The sequence below is a fragment of the Sporosarcina sp. SG10008 genome (assembly GCF_044569405.1).
Taxonomy (GTDB): domain Bacteria; phylum Bacillota; class Bacilli; order Bacillales_A; family Planococcaceae; genus Sporosarcina; species Sporosarcina psychrophila.
Genome location: NZ_CP172607.1, coordinates 2,611,455 through 2,630,522, shown reverse-complemented (window position 1 = coordinate 2,630,522; position 19,068 = coordinate 2,611,455). Strand labels below are relative to the sequence as shown.

18 protein-coding genes are annotated in these 19,068 nt (G+C 44.2%); all 18 read left to right on the top strand.

From position 1 onward, the window contains the following. Positions 1 to 15 precede the first annotated feature (15 nt). The 18 genes from ACGLYD_RS12670 (at position 16) to trmD (ending at position 18,954) form a co-directional block, all read left to right on the top strand. Positions 16 to 1,683, top strand: coding sequence for a DAK2 domain-containing protein (locus tag ACGLYD_RS12670; protein WP_399628239.1), 1,668 nt, complete (start codon positions 16 to 18; stop codon positions 1,681 to 1,683). A 138-nt stretch (positions 1,684 to 1,821) separates the two neighbouring features. Further along, positions 1,822 to 2,484 (top strand): L-serine ammonia-lyase, iron-sulfur-dependent subunit beta, encoded by a 663-nt coding sequence (gene sdaAB / locus ACGLYD_RS12665; RefSeq protein ID WP_187045421.1) that lies wholly within the window; start codon positions 1,822 to 1,824, stop codon positions 2,482 to 2,484. A 28-nt stretch (positions 2,485 to 2,512) separates the two neighbouring features. After that, positions 2,513 to 3,421 (top strand): L-serine ammonia-lyase, iron-sulfur-dependent, subunit alpha, encoded by a 909-nt coding sequence (gene sdaAA, locus ACGLYD_RS12660; protein ID WP_067211327.1) that lies wholly within the window; start codon positions 2,513 to 2,515, stop codon positions 3,419 to 3,421. Beyond that, the gene (recG, locus tag ACGLYD_RS12655) at positions 3,408 to 5,450 is read left to right on the top strand and encodes an ATP-dependent DNA helicase RecG (protein WP_399633224.1); all 2,043 of its coding nucleotides are present in this window, start codon (positions 3,408 to 3,410) and stop codon (positions 5,448 to 5,450) included. Before sdaAA ends, recG begins: the two co-directional genes overlap by 14 nt. A gap of 407 nt (positions 5,451 to 5,857) precedes the next feature. Continuing rightward, a complete protein-coding gene (gene fapR, locus ACGLYD_RS12650; protein ID WP_067211325.1) occupies positions 5,858 to 6,442 on the top strand; it encodes a transcription factor FapR in 585 nt (194 codons plus the stop codon). Continuing rightward, positions 6,439 to 7,428: a phosphate acyltransferase PlsX gene (gene plsX / locus ACGLYD_RS12645; RefSeq protein WP_067211322.1), complete on the top strand. Its 990-nt coding sequence runs from the start codon at positions 6,439 to 6,441 to the stop codon at positions 7,426 to 7,428. Before fapR ends, plsX begins: the two co-directional genes overlap by 4 nt. After that, the gene (fabD, locus tag ACGLYD_RS12640; protein WP_399628234.1) at positions 7,428 to 8,372 is read left to right on the top strand and encodes an ACP S-malonyltransferase; all 945 of its coding nucleotides are present in this window, start codon (positions 7,428 to 7,430) and stop codon (positions 8,370 to 8,372) included. Before plsX ends, fabD begins: the two co-directional genes overlap by 1 nt. Continuing rightward, complete coding sequence (fabG, locus tag ACGLYD_RS12635) at positions 8,372 to 9,118, top strand: 3-oxoacyl-[acyl-carrier-protein] reductase (RefSeq protein ID WP_399628231.1); 747 nt, start codon at positions 8,372 to 8,374, stop codon at positions 9,116 to 9,118. Before fabD ends, fabG begins: the two co-directional genes overlap by 1 nt. A gap of 189 nt (positions 9,119 to 9,307) precedes the next feature. Continuing rightward, a complete protein-coding gene (locus tag ACGLYD_RS12630; protein WP_067211315.1) occupies positions 9,308 to 9,544 on the top strand; it encodes an acyl carrier protein in 237 nt (78 codons plus the stop codon). Positions 9,545 to 9,690: 146 nt separating this feature from the next. After that, on the top strand, positions 9,691 to 10,458 hold the full coding sequence (gene rnc, locus ACGLYD_RS12625) for a ribonuclease III (protein WP_067214016.1): 768 nt from the start codon (positions 9,691 to 9,693) through the stop codon (positions 10,456 to 10,458). Between the two features lie 2 nt (positions 10,459 to 10,460). After that, entirely contained in the window at positions 10,461 to 14,018 is a 3,558-nt protein-coding gene (gene smc, locus ACGLYD_RS12620) for a chromosome segregation protein SMC (protein WP_399628228.1), read from the top strand. 14 nt (positions 14,019 to 14,032) lie between these two features. Beyond that, the gene (gene ftsY / locus ACGLYD_RS12615) at positions 14,033 to 15,025 is read left to right on the top strand and encodes a signal recognition particle-docking protein FtsY (protein ID WP_067211310.1); all 993 of its coding nucleotides are present in this window, start codon (positions 14,033 to 14,035) and stop codon (positions 15,023 to 15,025) included. A gap of 99 nt (positions 15,026 to 15,124) precedes the next feature. Next, positions 15,125 to 15,460 carry a putative DNA-binding protein gene (locus ACGLYD_RS12610; protein WP_067211307.1) on the top strand — a complete coding sequence of 112 codons (336 nt, stop codon included), beginning with the start codon at positions 15,125 to 15,127 and terminating at the stop codon, positions 15,458 to 15,460. A gap of 12 nt (positions 15,461 to 15,472) precedes the next feature. Continuing rightward, on the top strand, positions 15,473 to 16,828 hold the full coding sequence (gene ffh / locus ACGLYD_RS12605) for a signal recognition particle protein (protein ID WP_340740418.1): 1,356 nt from the start codon (positions 15,473 to 15,475) through the stop codon (positions 16,826 to 16,828). Positions 16,829 to 16,940: 112 nt separating this feature from the next. Further along, the gene (gene rpsP, locus ACGLYD_RS12600) at positions 16,941 to 17,213 is read left to right on the top strand and encodes a 30S ribosomal protein S16 (protein WP_067211301.1); all 273 of its coding nucleotides are present in this window, start codon (positions 16,941 to 16,943) and stop codon (positions 17,211 to 17,213) included. A 15-nt stretch (positions 17,214 to 17,228) separates the two neighbouring features. Then, a complete protein-coding gene (locus ACGLYD_RS12595; RefSeq protein WP_067211298.1) occupies positions 17,229 to 17,462 on the top strand; it encodes a KH domain-containing protein in 234 nt (77 codons plus the stop codon). 239 nt (positions 17,463 to 17,701) lie between these two features. After that, positions 17,702 to 18,217 carry a ribosome maturation factor RimM gene (gene rimM, locus ACGLYD_RS12590; protein ID WP_067214014.1) on the top strand — a complete coding sequence of 172 codons (516 nt, stop codon included), beginning with the start codon at positions 17,702 to 17,704 and terminating at the stop codon, positions 18,215 to 18,217. Beyond that, positions 18,217 to 18,954 (top strand): tRNA (guanosine(37)-N1)-methyltransferase TrmD, encoded by a 738-nt coding sequence (trmD, locus tag ACGLYD_RS12585; protein WP_340767708.1) that lies wholly within the window; start codon positions 18,217 to 18,219, stop codon positions 18,952 to 18,954. Before rimM ends, trmD begins: the two co-directional genes overlap by 1 nt. The last annotated feature ends 114 nt before the right edge of the window (positions 18,955 to 19,068 follow it).

Sequence of the window (19,068 nt, the reverse complement as noted above, 5' to 3'; positions counted from 1 at the left end):
GAGGAAATAATTTCTATGAAGACCATAGATGGTTTGAAATTTGCGGAAATGATAAAGTTGGGTGCACATCATCTTTATCAAAATGCCGATTATGTCGATTCACTAAATGTTTTTCCGGTACCTGATGGTGATACAGGTACGAATATGAATTTATCGATGACTTCAGGAGCGAAGGAAACTGAAGAAAATGCGGTTGCCCATATCGGTCAAACTGCACAAGCGTTATCGAAAGGATTGCTGATGGGCGCGCGCGGTAATTCCGGCGTTATTCTTTCACAGTTATTCCGTGGTTTCGGAAAAGCGATTGAAAATGAAGCGACTGTCAATGGAGGACAATTTGCAGGTGCCTTGAAGTATGGCGTTGAAACGGCCTATAAAGCGGTTATGAAACCTGTTGAAGGAACAATTTTAACCGTCGCAAAAGATGCCTCTACTATCGGAGTAGAAAAAGCTGCGACTACAGATGACATTATTGAAGTAATGGAAGCTATAGTGAAAGAAGCACAAGCATCACTTGAGCGGACACCGGATTTATTAGCTGTATTGAAGGAAGTTGGAGTTGTTGATAGTGGTGGACAAGGTCTCGTTTATGTATACGAAGGCTTCTTGGCATGCTTAAAAGGTGAAGAACTACCAGCAAGAACTATCGTCGATTCCATGGACGACTTAGTGAGTGCGGAACATCATCGCAGCGTCCAAGGGTTCATGAATACGGCAGACATTGAATTCGGATATTGCACGGAATTCATGGTTAAGTTCGAGGATGATAAACTGCAAACGAGTCCATACGATGAATCCGAATTCCGCCAAGGATTGAGTCAATTCGGTGATTCTTTACTTGTTATTTCTGATGATGAAGTTGCGAAAGTACATATCCATACAGAAGAACCGGGTGACGCACTTAGTTACGGGCAGAAATTCGGTTCCCTTATTAAAATTAAAATTGAAAATATGCGTCAGCAGCATCTCGAAATCGTCGGAGAAAATTATTCGGTACAAAATGCGGCGAAAAAAGAAGTTGTAAAACATCCATACGCGGTCGTAACAGTTGCTATGGGAGCAGGTATTTCTGAATTACTGAAAAGCGTAGGTGCCTCTGCCATTATTGAAGGCGGGCAGACGATGAATCCATCGACAGAAGATATTGTCAAGGCAATTGAGGCAGTCGGTGCTGAACGAGTGCTCATTTTACCTAACAACAAAAACATCATTATGGCAGCACAGCAAGCGGCCGATGTGATCGGTATTGAAGCAGCTGTCGTTCCTACAAAAACAGTACCCGAAGGACTTGCTGCTATACTTGCATTCAATCCGGAAGCGGAAGTGAGTGTAAACGTCGCAGCGATGACAGAGGCTGCATCGTTCGTGAAAACGGGACAAGTTACACATGCAGTAAGAGATACATCGATTGACGGGGTTGAAATTACAAAAGACGACTTCATGGGTATTTCAGGTGGTAAGATTATTACATCTGCGCCTTCACTTGAAAATGTCATGCAAACACTATTGAACTCGATCATTGATGAAGATGATGAAATTGTTACAATTATTTATGGTGAAGACATTAGCGAGAAAGATGCTTCTGCAATCGTAAGTTATGTAGAGGATAACTTTGATCACGCAGAAGTTGAACTTTATAACGGAAAACAACCATTGTATCCATATATCATTTCAGTTGAATAAACTAGTAACGAGCAGTGCGCCTGTAAAAAGCCGCACTGCTTTTTACTTGCGTCGACAAGGAACAACATCTTTTGTCTTTAAAGCAAAACTCATGTAAAATGAATAACAGTACGTGCTTATTAAGAGGGGGTAGCGTTTATGAAATTCAGATCAGTTTTCGATATAATTGGACCAGTTATGATAGGGCCATCATCTTCACATACTGCCGGCGCTGCAAGAATCGGCCGTGTCGCACGAACACTGTTTGGCAGACAGCCGGAATGGGCTCGGGTTCATCTTTATGGTTCTTTTGCAGAAACGTATAAAGGACACGGTACGGATGTAGCAATTATTGGTGGATTATTAGATTATGATACATTCGATGAGCGTATAAAGTCTGCGTTTGCTGATGCAGAGAAACTTGGATTGACTTTTGAATTTATTCCTGAAGAGGAAGAGGCGGTACATCCGAACACGGCCCGTCTTGTAATTGGGGACAGTGAGGGAGTTATGGAACTGACTGGAATTTCTATAGGTGGCGGAACGATGGAAGTTGTTGAACTTAACGGATTCCCGCTTCGATTATCGGGGCATTACCCAGCACTTCTCATCGTTCATAATGACCGTTCAGGTGTTATTGCAAGCGTTTCCAACGCAATTGCAAAACTAAATATAAATATTGCACATATGGAAGTTGACCGAAAAGAAAAAGGGGATATGGCCCTTATGGTGATTGAAGTTGATCAAATGATCGACGCAGCACTGATAAATGAGTTGGAATCATTGCCGAATGTAACGCAAGTTTCGACATTGGCAAACTAAAGAACTGTAAAATAGGAGGCAAACATAGATGGACGTTTTATTTAGTAACGTTAAAGAGCTCGTTGCACTTGCAGAGTCGCAGAACAAGCCTATTTCAGAAATCATGATTGAACAAGAAATTCTTATAACAAAACGTACAAGAGAAGAAATCATCGCGCAGATGGACAATAACTTAACGGTGATGGAGAAGGCGGTAGAAAGAGGATTGCAGGGGGTGCATTCAGCATCCGGTCTTACGGGTGGCGATGCGGTTCTTATTCAAAAGTATATGGCATCAGGAAAATCTCTTTGCGGCGATGTGGTCATGGATGCTGTCAGTAAGGCAGTCGCTACGAATGAAGTAAACGCAGCAATGGGGACGATTTGTGCAACGCCAACAGCGGGTGCAGCAGGAATTGTACCTGGTACTTTGTTTGCGGTGAAAAATAAATTGAATCCTTCACGGGAACAAATGATTAATTATTTATTTACGTCTGGTGCTTTCGGATTTGTCGTTGCGAATAATGCATCGATATCAGGCGCAGCAGGTGGATGCCAAGCGGAAACGGGTTCAGCAGGTTCAATGGCGGCCGCTGCAATTGTTGAAATGGCGGGTGGGACTCCACAACAAAGTGCAGAAGCATTTTCTATCGTTATGAAGAATATGTTAGGTCTTGTCTGTGATCCGGTTGCTGGACTTGTTGAAGTACCATGTGTGAAACGGAATGCAATGGGAGCAGCAAAGGCACTCGTTGGAGCAGATATGGCACTAGCGGGCGTAGTTAGCCGTATTCCTACAGATGAAGTAATTGAAGCAATGCATAAAATAGGTAAGTCTATGCCTTCTGCGTTACGGGAAACAGCTAAAGGCGGATTGGCTGCTACGCCAACCGGAAAAGCGCTTGAAGCGAAGATATTTGGTAAGGATAAGGTAGATAGTGACACTGTCAATTCATGATTCTGTCACGACGATAAAAGGAGTCGGAAAAGCGGCCGGCGAACAGCTTGAGGCACTTGGAGTTTCAACGCTTCAAGACCTCTTCATGACGTTCCCGTACCGTCATGAAGACTTCAGGTTGAAAGATTTGACTGAAACCCCGCATAATGAACGAGTCACAATTGAAGGAAGGGTCGAAAGTGAGCCTTCCATTCTTTTCTTAGGGAAAAATAGATCCCGTTTACAAATCCGTCTTCTTGCCGGAAGGCATCTTGTGAAGGCGGTTTTTTTCAATCAACATTACTTAAAAGAGCGTTTGTCACTTGGGACGATTGTCACAGTCACTGGGAAATGGGATCGGGGCAGGCAAGTAATCAATGTAAGCAACTTCAAGGACGGCCCAAAAACAGATCAAGCTGATTTTGAGCCGGTATACAGTTTGAAAGGTGTTATGCATCAGAAGACATTTCGGCGCTTCATGCGAAGTGCATTGGATGCAGCTGTCGGTCAGCACGCAGAATCACTACCCGCTGATATTCGTGAAATGTATCGATTGCCAGCCATCGGAAATGGACTTGAGATGATTCATTTTCCAACAAGCCCTGCTGATGTGAAACATGCGAGAAGACGTTTTGTCTATGAGGAACTGCTCATGTTCCAGCTGAAGATGCTGGGCATGAAGAAAGCACGAAAAGAAGCGGAGAAAGGTGTAGCTATCGACTATGACCTTGCCAAAGTGAAGACTTTCATCGCTGCATTGCCATTTGAATTGACAGGGGCTCAAAAGCGGGTTGTCAATGAATTATGTGGGGAACTAAAAAGTCCGACTAGGATGAACCGTCTCCTTCAGGGAGATGTTGGTTCCGGAAAGACAGTCGTAGCGGCAATCGCTTTGTATGCTACTATCACGGCAGGATTTCAGGGGGCCCTTATGGCACCTACAGAAATCCTTGCCGAACAGCACGCATCTACGCTTGCAGAATGGCTTGAACCGCACGGCATTACAGTTGCTTTCCTCGCTGGATCTACAAAGGCGAAGGCGAGAAGAGATTTGCTTGAAAAACTTGAATCAGGTGAAGTGGATTTGCTTATCGGCACGCACGCCCTCATTCAACCTGATGTCATCTTTAAAAATCCTGGGTTGGTTATTACGGATGAACAGCATCGTTTCGGTGTCGAACAACGGCGCGTTTTACGGGATAAAGGATTGAATCCTGATGTTCTATTCATGACTGCAACTCCGATTCCACGAACGCTTGCTATTACTGCTTTTGGTGAAATGGATGTCTCCATACTCGATGAGTTGCCGGCTGGCCGAAAACTTATTGAAACACATTGGTTGAAAGAGGATTCCCTTCTTCCAGTTTTACGGAAGATGGAAAATGAATTAAGTGCCGGACGTCAGGCATATGTTATTTGTCCATTAATCGAGGAATCCGACAAATTAGATGTCCAAAATGCAGTGGATGTCCATAGTCAGCTTTCGACTCATTTTAGTGGTAAATACACAGTCGGTCTCATGCATGGCCGTCTTCATTCGGACGATAAAGATGCCATCATGCGCGATTTCAGTGAAGGTAAAATCGATGTTCTAGTGTCGACGACTGTCGTTGAAGTCGGAGTCAACGTACCAAATGCGACGTTCATGCTTATTTACGACGCGACGCGCTTTGGACTTGCTCAACTCCATCAGCTGAGGGGGCGAGTAGGTCGGGGCGCCGAGCAATCCTATTGCGTTCTGCTTGCTGATCCCAAAACCGAAGAGGGAAAAGAGCGGATGCAAACGATGACAGAAACGAATGATGGATTTGTTTTAGCAGAAAAGGACCTCGAACTAAGAGGTGCCGGCGATTTCTTTGGGAAAAAGCAAAGCGGTATGCCTGAGTTTAAAGTAGCAGATCCCGTCCACGATTATAGGGCGCTCGAAACGGCAAGGAAAGACGCGGAACAACTATTAGAGTCGCGTCACTTTTGGGAAGATCAGGAATACGGCATGCTGAGATCGCATCTTGAAGAGTCGGGTGCTCTTAGTGGCGATAGGATTGATTGAGGGCCTGCAGGATGTCGGTCATGCAGCTGTTGCCACAGGACGTGGCGAACTTAGGCTGAGTTCCTTAAAAACGGTCGTCTCCGCATTTCTGTGCTGTCTAGCTACAGGCGTCAGCCCCTCGAGTCGCTTCAGTCCACAGGATAAAGGCAAAGTACGCCTTTTTCCTGTGGACTTCCAGCGCTTTTCGGGGCTAAACGACGCCTTCCGCATTTCTGTGCTGTCCAGCTCCAGGCGTCAGATGCTCGGACATAAGCCAGCTCATCTGTGCGGCAAAGTGCGCCGCTTCGATGATCCGTCTTATGTCTGCCGCATCTAAACGGCGCCTTCCGCATTTCTATGCTTGCTTTCTTTTTTCTATTTTTATATACTGCTATTAGTACCAAGTGCTAATCCGGAAGGTGAACCGATTGAGAATGCCTAAAAAGGAAAGGCAACGACTGCTTGGAAAGTTGCTTGAAGAAAATCCATTCCTGACAGATGAAGAATTGTCGGAACATTTTACTGTAAGTGTCCAGACGATACGTTTGGACAGGCTAGAGCGCGGAATTCCCGAACTTCGGGAACGTTTGAAAACGGTTGCGTCTCGAACGATGAAAGAGGAAGTGAAGTCTCTTCACTCCGATGAGGTCTTTGGGGATATCATCGATATGGAACTCGATAAGAGGGCGCTGTCGATATTTGATGTGACTGAAGATCATGTCTTCCAGCGTAACGGAATTGCGCGTGGACATCATCTGTTTGCCCAGGCAAACTCGCTTGCTGTTGCAGTTATGAATGATGATCTTGCTTTGACTGTGAAGTCGACCATTGACTTTTTGAAACCGGTGAGAGCTGGCGATAGAGTTGTTGCACGTGCAGAAGTGAAGAAAGAAAGTCTGGGAGAAAAGCGGACATTAGTCATGGTCGCATCGACGGTCAATGACGAAACGGTATTCACTGGCGAATTTCACATGTACCGGACGACTGATAGGAAGCAGGGGGAATTAAAATGATCATAGCTGTAGATGGAATGGGCGGAGATCATGCGCCTGGTGAAATAATTGCCGGTGCGCTTAAAAGTCTCGCTGAGTTCGAAGATATAAACATACATATTTATGGTGATGAACAGGCGATGGCACCTTTCTTGAAGGAGCATGCCCGCCTTAAAGTGATTCACTGTACAGAGAAAATTGAACCAGACGATGAGCCGGTTCGTGCTATCCGCCGGAAAAAAGATGCGTCAATGGTAAGGATGGCTCAAGCTGTTAAAGATGGCGAAGCTTCAGCTTGCGTCTCTGCTGGTAATACAGGTGCTTTAATGGCGGCAGGTCTATTCATCGTAGGTAGGATTGATGGTATTGAGAGACCTGCCTTAGCGCCTACACTTCCGACGATCGATGGAAAAGGATTTGTCATGCTGGACCTTGGTGCAAATTCGGATGCGAAACCATCTCATCTTGAACAATATGCGGTTATGGGAAGTATCTACGCCACAAAGGTGCGGGGGCTTGAAAATCCACGCATCGGCTTATTAAATATCGGAACCGAAGAAGGAAAAGGGAATGAATTGACAAAGGCTGCTTTTGACTTGCTTTCGAAAGCGCCCATTAATTTTATCGGCAACGTTGAGTCGCGTGATCTATTGACTGGCGTGGCGGACGTCGTCATTACAGATGGCTTCACGGGTAATATGGTTCTGAAAACGCTGGAAGGGACTGCATCTGCTTTCTTCTCTATGTTGAAAGAAGTGTATAGCGCTTCATTGAAGTCAAAACTGTCTGCAGCACTTGTGAAAGACGATTTGCGTGGACTGAAAAACAAAATGGATTACACAGAGTATGGTGGGGCGGGTTTATTTGGTTTGAATTCGCCTGTTATTAAAGCACATGGTTCTTCAAATGCGAATGCTATATTGAACGCCGTTCGGCAAGCGAGAACAATGGTGGAATATGATGTTTGTGGAACAATTCGTGAAACGATAAGAAAGGTGGAAAATTGATGACAAAGATTGCATTCATTTTCCCAGGACAAGGTTCACAATCAACTGGCATGGGAAAAGAGTTCGCGGAAACGCATGACAAAAGTAAGCAATTCTTAGAACAGGCAGACCGTGTACTTGATTTTCAACTTAGTCAATTAATTCTAGAAGGACCTCAAGATGAACTGACGCTGACATACAATGCACAGCCAGCACTACTTACCGTCGGATCGATGATTTCTTCGCGATTGATAGACGAAGGCGTTACGCCAGACTTTACGGCAGGACATAGTCTTGGGGAATATACGGCACTCGTTGCCTCGGGTGTAATGTCATTTGAAGACGGAGTGTCGGTCGTTCATAAGCGGGGCTTGTACATGAATGAAGCGGTGCCTGCTGGTGAAGGGGCAATGGCGGCAATTCTTGGACTTGATGGGCAGAAGTTAAAAGAAGTAACAGATGCTATTACAGCAGATGGTTTCGCTGTACAACCGGCCAACTTGAATTGTCCGGGACAAATCGTTATTTCCGGTACGAAAGCAGGCGTCGAGAAAGCGTGTGTCCAATTGAAAGAAGCGGGCGCAAAAAGAGCGATTCCACTGGATGTAAGCGGACCTTTTCACTCTTCACTTATGCAACCGGCGGCAGAAAAACTGCGGGCTGCACTTGATGAGGTCGAGATGAAGGATGCATCCATTCCAGTTGTTGCTAATGTGAATGCTGCGGTCGTTACTGATCGTGTTGATATAAAAGGCTTCCTCGTCGAACAACTTTATTCCCCGGTACTTTGGGAAGATTCAGTACGTACATTGCTTGACCTCGGTGTTACTCATTTCATCGAATGTGGTCCAGGAAAAGTATTAAGTGGCCTCGTTAAAAAGATTGACCGGAGTGTAACGGTGTTCCCAGTCTATGATGAAGAGACATTGCAAACGGTAATCGAAGCTTCGAAAGGGTGGTCGTAATGGGTAGATTTGATGGGAAATCCGCAATTGTCACGGGAGCATCACGTGGAATTGGCCGTGAAATAGCACTACTTCTTGCTAAAGAAGGCGCACGAGTTGCTGTCAACTACAGCGGAAGTAAGGATAAAGCGGATGACGTCGTTAAGTTGATTACAGAATCCGGTGGAGAAGCGTTCGCTATTCAGGCAGACGTATCCGATGCTGACGGTGTTAAAAACATGGTTGATAAAACTTTGGAAATGTTTGGATCTATTGATATCCTTGTCAATAATGCAGGTATTACGAGAGACAATTTGCTCATGCGTATGAAAGAAGACGAATGGGACGATGTCATTAATATCAATTTAAAAGGTGTTTTTCTTTGTACAAAAGGCGTCACTCGCCAAATGATGAGACAACGTGCAGGAAGAATCGTCAACGTTGCATCGATTGTCGGTGTTTCTGGAAATCCTGGACAAGCAAACTATGTAGCAGCAAAAGCTGGCGTCATCGGTTTTACAAAGACGGCGGCAAAAGAACTTGCTTCACGCAACATTAATGTAAACGCAGTAGCGCCTGGTTTCATTACGACGGATATGACGGATGCATTGAGCGAAGAAGTGAAGAATCAAATGCTATCGGTTATTCCGCTAGGCAAACTTGGCAGACCTGAAGATGTAGCACGTACTGTCCTGTTCTTATTATCGGATGATGCGGTTTATATTACGGGTCAGACGATTCATGTTGATGGCGGTATGGTAATGTAATAGAGGCTGACTGAACATCCAGCCCCTCGAGGTCGCTTCCGCATTTCTATATTGTCTAGTTCCAGCGCCTAGATGCTCGGGTCATAAGTCGGTCTAGCTATGCAGCAAAGAACGCTGCTCCGCTGGTCCGTCTTATGCCTGTCGCCTCTGACCAGGCGCTTCCACTTTTCTTGAGAGGAGGTGACAAATTTGTCAACAGTACTTGAACGTGTAACTAAAGTAATTGTCGACCGCCTTGGCGTCGATGAAAGTGAAGTTAAAATGGAAGCTTCTTTCCGTGATGATCTAGGCGCCGATTCATTGGACGTCGTAGAATTAGTAATGGAATTAGAAGATGAGTTCGAAATGGAAATTTCCGATGATGAAGCTGAAAAGATTGCAACTGTCGGTGACGCAGTTTCGCATATCGAAACGAAAGTGAACTAATTGCTATTCTGATTGAGACTCTTTCATCCTTTCTACTTGAAAGGATTGAAAGCGTCTCTTTTCGGGTTTATAGCAAACTTTTTTTGCACTGTGGCGTTGAAAAGGGTAAAATTATAAACATTATGTACCGAAAGGCAGAATCGATGATGACCCATACAAACAACTTCAAAGGAAAAAAAACAATTGCGCTTTTACCCGTAGCGATTCGAAACAAATTCGATGACTTACAAAATGAATTGGACGTCCATTTCAAAAACAAATCACTACTGTATAATGCATTTACACATTCATCTTATGTGAATGAGCATCGGAGAAAAAATTTCACGGATAATGAGAGATTGGAATTTTTAGGTGACGCGGTTCTTGAGTTAGGTGTGTCCCGATTCCTTTATTCGACAGAGCCTAATATGACTGAAGGGGAACTTACGAAACTAAGGGCTGCGATTGTTTGCGAACCGTCCCTTGTGAAGTTTTCTAACGAACTTGGGTTAGGTCGCTTTATCCTGCTTGGGAAAGGGGAGGAGCAGACGGGTGGACGAATGCGCCCTGCATTACTCGCTGACGTATTTGAGGCGTTTATAGGCGCTCTGTACATAGATCAAGGGATGGAGGCGGTTATCCCATTCCTTGAAAAAGTCGTCTTCCCTAAAATTAGTGTCGGTGCTTTTTCGCATGTGATGGATTATAAAAGCCGTCTTCAGGAAATCGTTCAACAGACGAATAATGGTCAATTGCAGTATGAAATCGTTGAAGAGAAAGGTCCTGCTCATGCGAAAAGTTTCGTAACTGTCGTGCGACTTGGCGATGAACAACTTGGAACTGGTCTCGGTAAATCAAAAAAAGAGGCCGAGCAAGAAGCAGCCCGCCATGCAATTCAAGATTTAAAGAGTCGGCAGGCTGAAGGAGAGAATTAATCGTGTTTTTGAAAAGACTTGAAATTATGGGATTCAAATCATTCGCTGAACGGATTGCGATTGATTTTGTCCCTGGTGTTACAGCTGTAGTTGGTCCAAATGGAAGTGGAAAAAGTAATATTACAGATGCTATTCGTTGGGTTCTTGGCGAACAATCGGCGAAATCGCTCCGTGGTTCTAAAATGGAAGATGTCATCTTTGCGGGGAGTGATTCACGTAAATCACTTAATTTTGCAGAGGTGACGCTTATTCTTGATAATAGTAAAGGTCTTTTTCCACTCGACTATACGGAAGTAAGTGTCAGCAGGCGCGTTTTCCGATCAGGGGAGAGCGCTTATCTATTAAACGGCCAACAGTGCCGGCTGAAAGATATCAATGATGTGTTCATGGATTCTGGACTTGGGAAAGAAGCATTTTCAATGATTTCTCAAGGGCGCGTAGATGAAATTTTAAATAGCCGCCCTGAAGACAGACGAAGCATTTTTGACGAAGCGGCGGGAGTTCTGAAGTACAGAACGAGGAAAAAGAAAGCGGAGCACAAATTATTTGAGACGGAAGACAATCTTGACCGTGTGCTTGATATTTTAAAAGAGCTTGAATCGAGAATTGAGCCGTTACGGAATAGTGCAGAAGCTGCTAAAAAACATAAAGTGCTTTCGGAAGAGACGCGTGAAGCGGATGTGTCTCTGCTGACCTTTGACGCGGGAAATCTCCGCAATGAAATTTTGAAAAAATCGCAAGAAGCCGAAAATTTTCAGGAGAAGAAGATTTTACTTGAGGCTGAATCAAGGAAAGCTGAAGAAGCGTCCGAATTTGCGAAGAAAGAACTTGCGAAAATGGACGAACAATTGGATGCGTTACAAAAAAAACTTGTAGTCACAAGTGCAGAGACAGAAAAGTGGGAAGGAAGACGTCTTTTATCACTTGAAAAACGTCGCAATGCTGACCAGTTAATTGAAAGGTCTCGATTTGAACTTGCTAATACCGAAACTGAGTTGGCAACACTTTCAGAAAAACTTGGTGCGGCCCGTGAAAAGCAGCAACAGTCAGAAATAGAATACGAAAAAACAAAAGTTGAGATGGATGGTATTTCTCACATACTGAAACGCTCTGTCAAAGAGACGGAAAAAGAAATAGATGAATTGAAATCAGCTTATATTGACAGGTTGAACGAGGAAGCGACGATCCGCAACGACTTGAAGCACGCGGAAGAGCGTCTTCAAGGGGAGCAGTCTTCATCCGAAAAAATTATACTTCAGACATCTATTTTGCAGGAACGCTATGAAAAACTTACACAGGAAAAATCTGTGAAAGCGAATTCGTTGACTGTCTTGAAACGGAAATTGAAGGAATCGGATTCGGCCTATCGTGAATTGTCAAAGGCGTTGCGTAAGACTGAAGATGAACTCGCTTCACAGCAGGAACTCATGCAAAAGGCACTTAACAAGCAACATGAAATGCATGGTAGAGTTCGTGCACTTGAAAGTATGGAAGCGGATTTCTCAGGTTTCTATTCAGGTGTAAAAGAGATTCTTGTTGCGAAAAAGTCAGGAAAACTAGCCGGAATTGACGGTGCAGTCGCAGAACTTATTTCCGTTGAAAAAGAGTATATAAAAGCGGTGGAAACAGCGCTTGGCGGTGCGATGCAACATATTGTGACGGCAACTGAACCGGAAGCGAGAAAAGCAATCGGCTACTTAAAAGCGAAGAACGCTGGAAGGGCAACATTCCTGCCGAGAGATGTGATGAAATCCCGGAAAATTCAACCAGCAGCATTGCGCTCGGTTGAACTGCATCCCGAATACATCGGAACTGCCGATCGTCTTGTACAGACTGATGCTACATATGCACTTATCACTGAAAACTTACTTGGTAATACGATTGTCGCAAAAACGCTCGTAGGGGCATCCGCCATTGCGGGGATACTCGGCTATCGTTTCCGTGTCGTGACGCTTGACGGGGATGTTGTGAATGCTGGTGGTTCACTTACAGGTGGTGGAGTCAAAGGACAGGCATCCGTCTTCACAAGAAAAGCTGAACTCGAAACGTTACAGCTGCAACTAACTCGTATGGCTGATTCAATTGAGTCCGCTACTAAGAAAATAGGCGACACGAAAATGGGCGTTGCCAAGCAGATATACGAAGTGGATCAGTTACGTAAACTAACGGACAGTCTGCAAATTGAAATTGCAGCAGCGGAATCTGGCATTCGTGAAACTGACATCGCCATTAAGTCGGTGGAATCAGAGATAGCATCGACTGAGATGGGAAGACGCGGTGTCGAGAATACTGGATCGGAATTGTTAGAAAAGAAAGCAGCATTACATCAAAATCATAAACGCGTGAAAAGTGAGCTAGAAGCAATTCAATCCAAAGTGGAGTCACTTGAACGTCTAGCTACTAATCGGAGGAACGAAGAGGCTACATTAACAAGTCGATACAATGAGCTTCGAGAGTGCATAGCTGTTTTGCGTGAACAGAAAGCACATCTGCAAGTGACAATCGACGAAATGGAAGATGCTTCTGCTCAAGCCAAAGTTAAATTGACTGCCTTGCGTGATGAAATGCAGTATTTCACTGGTAATGAAAATGGTGGAGAGTTGAGCGCGGAACAAATCGCAATGGAGATTGAAAGGGCATCTGCTGACAAGAAATTAATCGAGAAATCGATTATGACAGACAGGGAAATCCGCACAAAGCTTGCAAATTTACTTGAAGAGAAAAGTGCAACGCTTCAAAAACTTCGAGCTAGTACGGGAGAAACAATCTCTGCATTGAATGCGGTCTCTATCGTGCTATCACGTCTCGAAGTGAAATATGAAGCGGTCACGCAGCAGCTTCTAACTGAATATGGATTGTTTGCGGATGGAATTATTGCGGACGATTTTGATGAAGTGAAGACCAGAGAAAAAGTTGAATCTTTAAAACGTCAACTGGCAGTTTTGGGACCCGTTAATCCCGGAGCTATTGTGGAGTTTGAAGAAGTATCTGAACGTCATCTCTTTTTGGATGAACAGCGTAATGATTTATTAGAAGCGAAAACGACACTTCACGAAGCGATGAGTGAGATGGACGCTGAAATGACAACGCGTTTTTTGACGACATTCAATGCTGTCCAGAACCGCTTCCGACATGTGTTTAAGGAAATGTTTGGGGGCGGTGAGGCGGATTTGATACTTACGCAACCTGACAATTTACTTGAAACTGGTGTGGAAATTGTCGCACGTCCGCCAGGGAAAAAGCTGCAAAGTTTAAGCCTTTTATCAGGTGGAGAACGTGCGTTAACTGCGATTTCGTTGTTATTTTCAATTATCGAAGTACGACCAGTACCTTTTTGTATTCTTGATGAAGTCGAAGCCGCGCTCGACGAAGCGAATGTCATACGCTACAGTAAATACCTGAAGAAGTTTTCGGAGAAGACACAATTCATCGTTATTACACATCGGAAGGGTACGATGGAAGGTGCGGATGTGCTCTATGGAATCACGATGCAGGAATCAGGCGTGTCCAGGGTTATTTCGGTTAAAATTTCCGAGGTGCCGGAAGAAGCAATCATGTAAAGGAGTGACTATAATTGTCTTTTTTTAAGAAACTCAAGGAAAAAATCACGGGTACAAACGAAGCAGTAACAGAGAAATTTAAAGATGGTTTATCAAAAACGCGAGATCAGTTCACATCCAAAGTGAATGATCTTGTTGCGCGTTTCAGAGTAATTGACGAAGAATTCTTTGAGGAATTGGAAGAGCTACTGTTACAGGCCGATGTCGGTTTTGAAACAGTCATGGAGCTCATCGATTTACTTAAAGTTGAAGTACAGCGAAAAAATATTAAAGATACAGCGGGCATTCAATCAGTTATTTCTGAAAAACTGGTTGAAATCTACCAAGCTGGCGAAGAACTCGACAACGAACTGCGTATTCAAGAAGACGGTCTAACTGTTATCTTAATGGTAGGCGTTAATGGCGTTGGAAAAACGACGACAATTGGGAAGTTGGCAGCGCGACTTATGGCAGAAGGCAAGACGGTTATGCTTGCGGCCGGCGACACATTCCGTGCTGGTGCTATCGATCAACTTGTCGTCTGGGGTGAACGTGCTGGAGTAGAAGTAATCCGTCAATCGGAAGGGTCTGACCCTGCTGCAGTCATGTACGACGCAATCCGTGCTGCAAAAAACCGCAAAGTGGACGTTCTTATTTGTGATACCGCGGGAAGGCTTCAAAATAAAGTGAATCTGATGAATGAACTTCAAAAAGTGCACCGGGTTATCAGTAAAGAAGTAGAAGGCGCACCGCATGAAGTACTCTTAGCGCTCGATGCAACAACGGGGCAAAACGCATTGATCCAAGCGGAGACATTCAAAGAAGCGACGAATGTTACAGGCATCGTCTTGACGAAGCTTGATGGCACAGCAAAAGGCGGCATCGTACTTGCTATTAGGAAAAAGTTAAATATCCCAGTTAAATTCGTTGGACTCGGTGAAGGTGTGGATGATCTACAACCGTTTGATCCAGAAAAGTATGTCTACGGCCTATTTGCGGATGGACTTGAACAAGAAGATAATGTCTAGGCGTTTGCGCTTTTCCACACAGACAAGTAAAATGACTTGACAGTACGAGGTTGTCATACTATGATGACTTAGGAAGAACATAGCGGGGAGGCAAAGCGTATGACGCTTGCAAAAACGACACGCATTAACTTCCTCTTTGATTTTTATCAGTCACTTTTGACTGATAAACAAAGACTTTATATGCAACTTTACTATTTAGAAGATCTTTCACTCGGTGAGATTGCTGGTGAATACGGCGTATCGCGTCAGGCTGTCTATGACAATGTTCGCCGGACGGAAGCGATGCTCGAAGATTATGAAATGAAGTTGAATTTATTTTCAGAATTCCAGAAGCGAGCAGAAATTGTAGATTATCTTGAGCAGCTCATAACCGATACAGATAAAAAATCGGAAACAATCAAAGAATTGTTAAGTGCGTTAAGAAATCATGAGTAGGAGGCTCTGTGCATGGCATTTGAAGGATTAGCCCAGCGCCTGCAAGGGACGCTACAGAAAATTAGGGGCAAAGGTAAGATTGACGAAGCTGATGTCAAGGAAATGATGCGTGAAGTACGTTTTGCGCTTATTGAAGCCGATGTTAACTTGAAAGTTGTCAAAGAGTTTGTCAAAACAGTAAGTGAACGTGCAGTCGGACATGACGTCATGAAGAGTCTAACTCCCGGTCAACAGGTTGTTAAAATTGTTAAAGATGAACTAACGAATCTGATGGGCGGCGAGCAGAACCCAATCCAGTTTGCACGAAAATCACCTACTGTCATTATGATGGTCGGTCTGCAAGGTGCGGGTAAAACGACAACCACGGGGAAACTGGCAAGCGTACTTCGCAAACGGCACAATAAAAAGCCGCTACTTGTCGCGGCAGACGTTTACAGACCCGCTGCGATTCAGCAGTTAGAAACACTCGGTAAGCAGTTAACAATGCCTGTGTTCGCACTGGGAACTGACATTTCACCTGTTGAAATTGTACGCCAGGCGCTTGCAGAGGCGGAGAAAGAACATCATGATGTCGTGATCATTGATACAGCTGGAAGGCTACATGTTGACGAAGTACTGATGCAGGAACTGAAGGATATTCGGGACCTTAGTACACCGGACGAAGTATTCCTTGTCGTTGATGCAATGACTGGGCAGGATGCTGTAAATGTCGCTAAAAGTTTCGATGATACTGTCGGAATAACAGGCGTTATCCTGACTAAACTTGACGGGGATACTCGAGGCGGAGCGGCGCTTTCTATCCGAGCTGTTACAGACAAACCGATTAAGTTTGTCGGGATGGGCGAGAAGATGGATGCACTGGAACCGTTTCATCCGGAACGTATGGCATCCCGAATTCTTGGTATGGGCGATGTCATGTCACTTATTGAAAAAGCACAGGAGAATGTCGATGAAGAGAAGTCGAAGGAACTTGAAGAGAAGTTCCGGACGCAATCATTTACGCTCGATGACTTCCTTGATCAGCTTCAGCAAGTCAAGAAGATGGGGCCACTCGACGAAATTTTGAAAATGATGCCCGGTGCCAATAAAATCAAAGGTCTCGAAAATGCTAAAGTTGACGAAGGCCAAATGGGGCGCGTTGAAGCGGTAATCCAATCGATGACTACGGCGGAGCGCAATACACCTGAGATCATCAATGCAAATCGTCGCAAGCGAATTGCAAAAGGGTCAGGAACAACCATTCAAGATGTCAATCGGCTATTAAAGCAATTCGAAGACATGAAAAAAATGGTTAAACAAATGACCGGCATGCAACAAAAAGGTAAAAAGAAGATGAAAATGCCTGGATTGGATTCGTTTTTTAAATAAAATCCCGGATTTTTGAAAGAAATTCAAGGTGTTAAGAAAAAACACTTTACAAACAACAGAAAGCTTGATAATATACTATCTTGTGTGAAACTATTCGGAGGTGCAAGTAAAAATGTCAGTAAAAATTCGTCTTAAACGTATGGGAGCAAAGAAAACTCCTTTCTATCGTATTGTAGTAGCAGATTCACGTTCACCACGTGATGGTCGTCAAATCGAAACGGTTGGTACTTACAACCCGCTTACAAAACCAGCTGAAGTAAAAATCAATGAAGAGCTAGCTCTTAAATGGCTTCAAGAGGGTGCGAAACCATCTGATACTGTCCGTAACCTGTTTTCCGACAAAGGCATCATGGAAAAATACCATAACGCTAAACTCGGTAAGTAATCAGGAGGGGTGTACATGAAGCAGCTGATTGAGACAATCGTTAAACCGTTAGTCGATTATCCAGAGGATGTTCGGATTGCAATGGATGAACATGATAATCGTGTCATCTATAAACTATCCGTAAATCCCGAAGATATGGGAAAAGTTATCGGAAAGCAGGGACGTGTTGCGAAAGCGATACGCACCATTGTTTATTCAGCAGCAGGCAGTCACCACGGCAAGAAGGTTTATATCGATATTATAGATTGATACAGAAAAGGAGGGAGCCTATGTTCCTTCCTTTTTTGTCTATTTAAGTTGAACACATGAATGCCTATATTAACTGAGCGTAGGCGCCTCAATGGGGTAGCCGTAGCCATTAGCCTGGTAGCGAAGCTGCTTGGCTTATGGCGGGAGGCATCCCCGAGCGCCGTAGCGGATTCAATGGAATTCTTTATTTCGGCATATATAAGTTATTATTATTTAAAATAAAGGAAGGTGTGATTTTTATGCAATGGTTTAACGTTGGTACAATTGTTAATACGCACGGTATCCGTGGAGAAGTCCGCGTTATCTCGCGTACTCATTTCCCGGAAGAACGCTATACGGTCGGAAACAAGCTTGCCTTGTTCATGCCGGACAGCAAGACACCTATTTACTTAACTGTAGCAAGTCATCGTCAGCACAAGACCTTTGACTTGTTAACATTTGAAAATCATCCAAATCTTAACGATGTTGAAAAGTATCGCAACGGTATTTTCATGATACCGGAAAACCAACTTGGCGATTTGGACGAAAACGAATTCTACTACCACGAAATCGTTGGTTGTACAGTGTTCACGACTGAAGGTATCGAACTAGGTGAAGTGACTGAAATTCTTGAAACCGGTGCGAATGATGTGTGGACGGTAACGCCTGAAAAAGGTAAGCCTCACTACATTCCTTATATCGAAGACATCGTTAAAGAAGTCGATATAGCTGGTAAGAAAATCATCATTGATCCGATGGAAGGACTTCTTTCATGATGAAAATCGATGTCCTTTCACTGTTTCCGGAAATGTTCGAAGGTGTTCTTCATTCCTCGATCATGAAAAAGGCGCAGGCGAACGGTGCAGTCACATTTGGTGTCACCGATTTTCGTGATTATTCTACAAGCAAGCATCGTAAAGTTGACGATTATCCTTATGGCGGAGGCGCGGGTATGGTCCTTAAACCTGAACCGCTCTTTGCAGCAGTCGAAGCTATATCTGAAGGGCTTGAAAAACCACCACGTGTCATTCTGATGTGTCCTCAGGGAGAAACATTTACACAGAAGAAAGCGGAAGAGCTTTCTGCTGAAGAGCATGTCGTGTTCATATGCGGCCATTATGAGGGCTATGACGAGCGGATACGCCAGTATCTGGTCACGGACGAGTTATCCATTGGTGACTTCGTCCTAACGGGTGGAGAGATCGCTGCAATGGCTGTGATTGACAGTGTTGTCCGGCTGTTACCGAATGTCCTTGGCAATGCTGATTCACCCGTGCTCGATTCATTTTCGACAGGATTGCTTGAACATCCGCAATACACACGCCCATCTAATTTTAATGGGATGGAAGTACCGGATGTATTGTTATCCGGCAATCATGCAGAAATCGATAAATGGCGTGAACAGCAGTCATTGCTCCGGACGTTCGAACGCAGAAAAGATTTGCTGAAAGATGCACCGCTTACTGAGCATCAACGCAAGTTCCTTCATCAATTAAAGCGAGAAAACAAATAAGTAGATGACCTTGCAACGACTTGTGATTTGTGGTACTATCTACTATGTGCTTCTATGTAAGTGCATACTGACAGATGTTCCGCTGCAAAGGCAAGAAGTGTAAGAGCACCTGAG

Excerpts from the sequence above, each read along its gene's own strand:
- ACGLYD_RS12670 (WP_399628239.1), top strand. The coding sequence starts at position 16 with ATGAAGACCATAGATGGTTTGAAATTTGCGGAAATGATAAAGTTGGGT.
- sdaAB (WP_187045421.1), top strand. The coding sequence starts at position 1,822 with ATGAAATTCAGATCAGTTTTCGATATAATTGGACCAGTTATGATAGGG.
- sdaAA (WP_067211327.1), top strand. The coding sequence starts at position 2,513 with ATGGACGTTTTATTTAGTAACGTTAAAGAGCTCGTTGCACTTGCAGAG.
- plsX (WP_067211322.1), top strand. The coding sequence starts at position 6,439 with ATGATCATAGCTGTAGATGGAATGGGCGGAGATCATGCGCCTGGTGAA.
- fabD (WP_399628234.1), top strand. The coding sequence starts at position 7,428 with ATGACAAAGATTGCATTCATTTTCCCAGGACAAGGTTCACAATCAACT.
- fabG (WP_399628231.1), top strand. The coding sequence starts at position 8,372 with ATGGGTAGATTTGATGGGAAATCCGCAATTGTCACGGGAGCATCACGT.
- rnc (WP_067214016.1), top strand. The coding sequence starts at position 9,691 with ATGACCCATACAAACAACTTCAAAGGAAAAAAAACAATTGCGCTTTTA.
- ACGLYD_RS12610 (WP_067211307.1), top strand. The coding sequence starts at position 15,125 with ATGACGCTTGCAAAAACGACACGCATTAACTTCCTCTTTGATTTTTAT.
- ffh (WP_340740418.1), top strand. The coding sequence starts at position 15,473 with ATGGCATTTGAAGGATTAGCCCAGCGCCTGCAAGGGACGCTACAGAAA.
- rpsP (WP_067211301.1), top strand. The coding sequence starts at position 16,941 with ATGTCAGTAAAAATTCGTCTTAAACGTATGGGAGCAAAGAAAACTCCT.
- ACGLYD_RS12595 (WP_067211298.1), top strand. The coding sequence starts at position 17,229 with ATGAAGCAGCTGATTGAGACAATCGTTAAACCGTTAGTCGATTATCCA.
- rimM (WP_067214014.1), top strand. The coding sequence starts at position 17,702 with ATGCAATGGTTTAACGTTGGTACAATTGTTAATACGCACGGTATCCGT.
- trmD (WP_340767708.1), top strand. The coding sequence starts at position 18,217 with ATGAAAATCGATGTCCTTTCACTGTTTCCGGAAATGTTCGAAGGTGTT.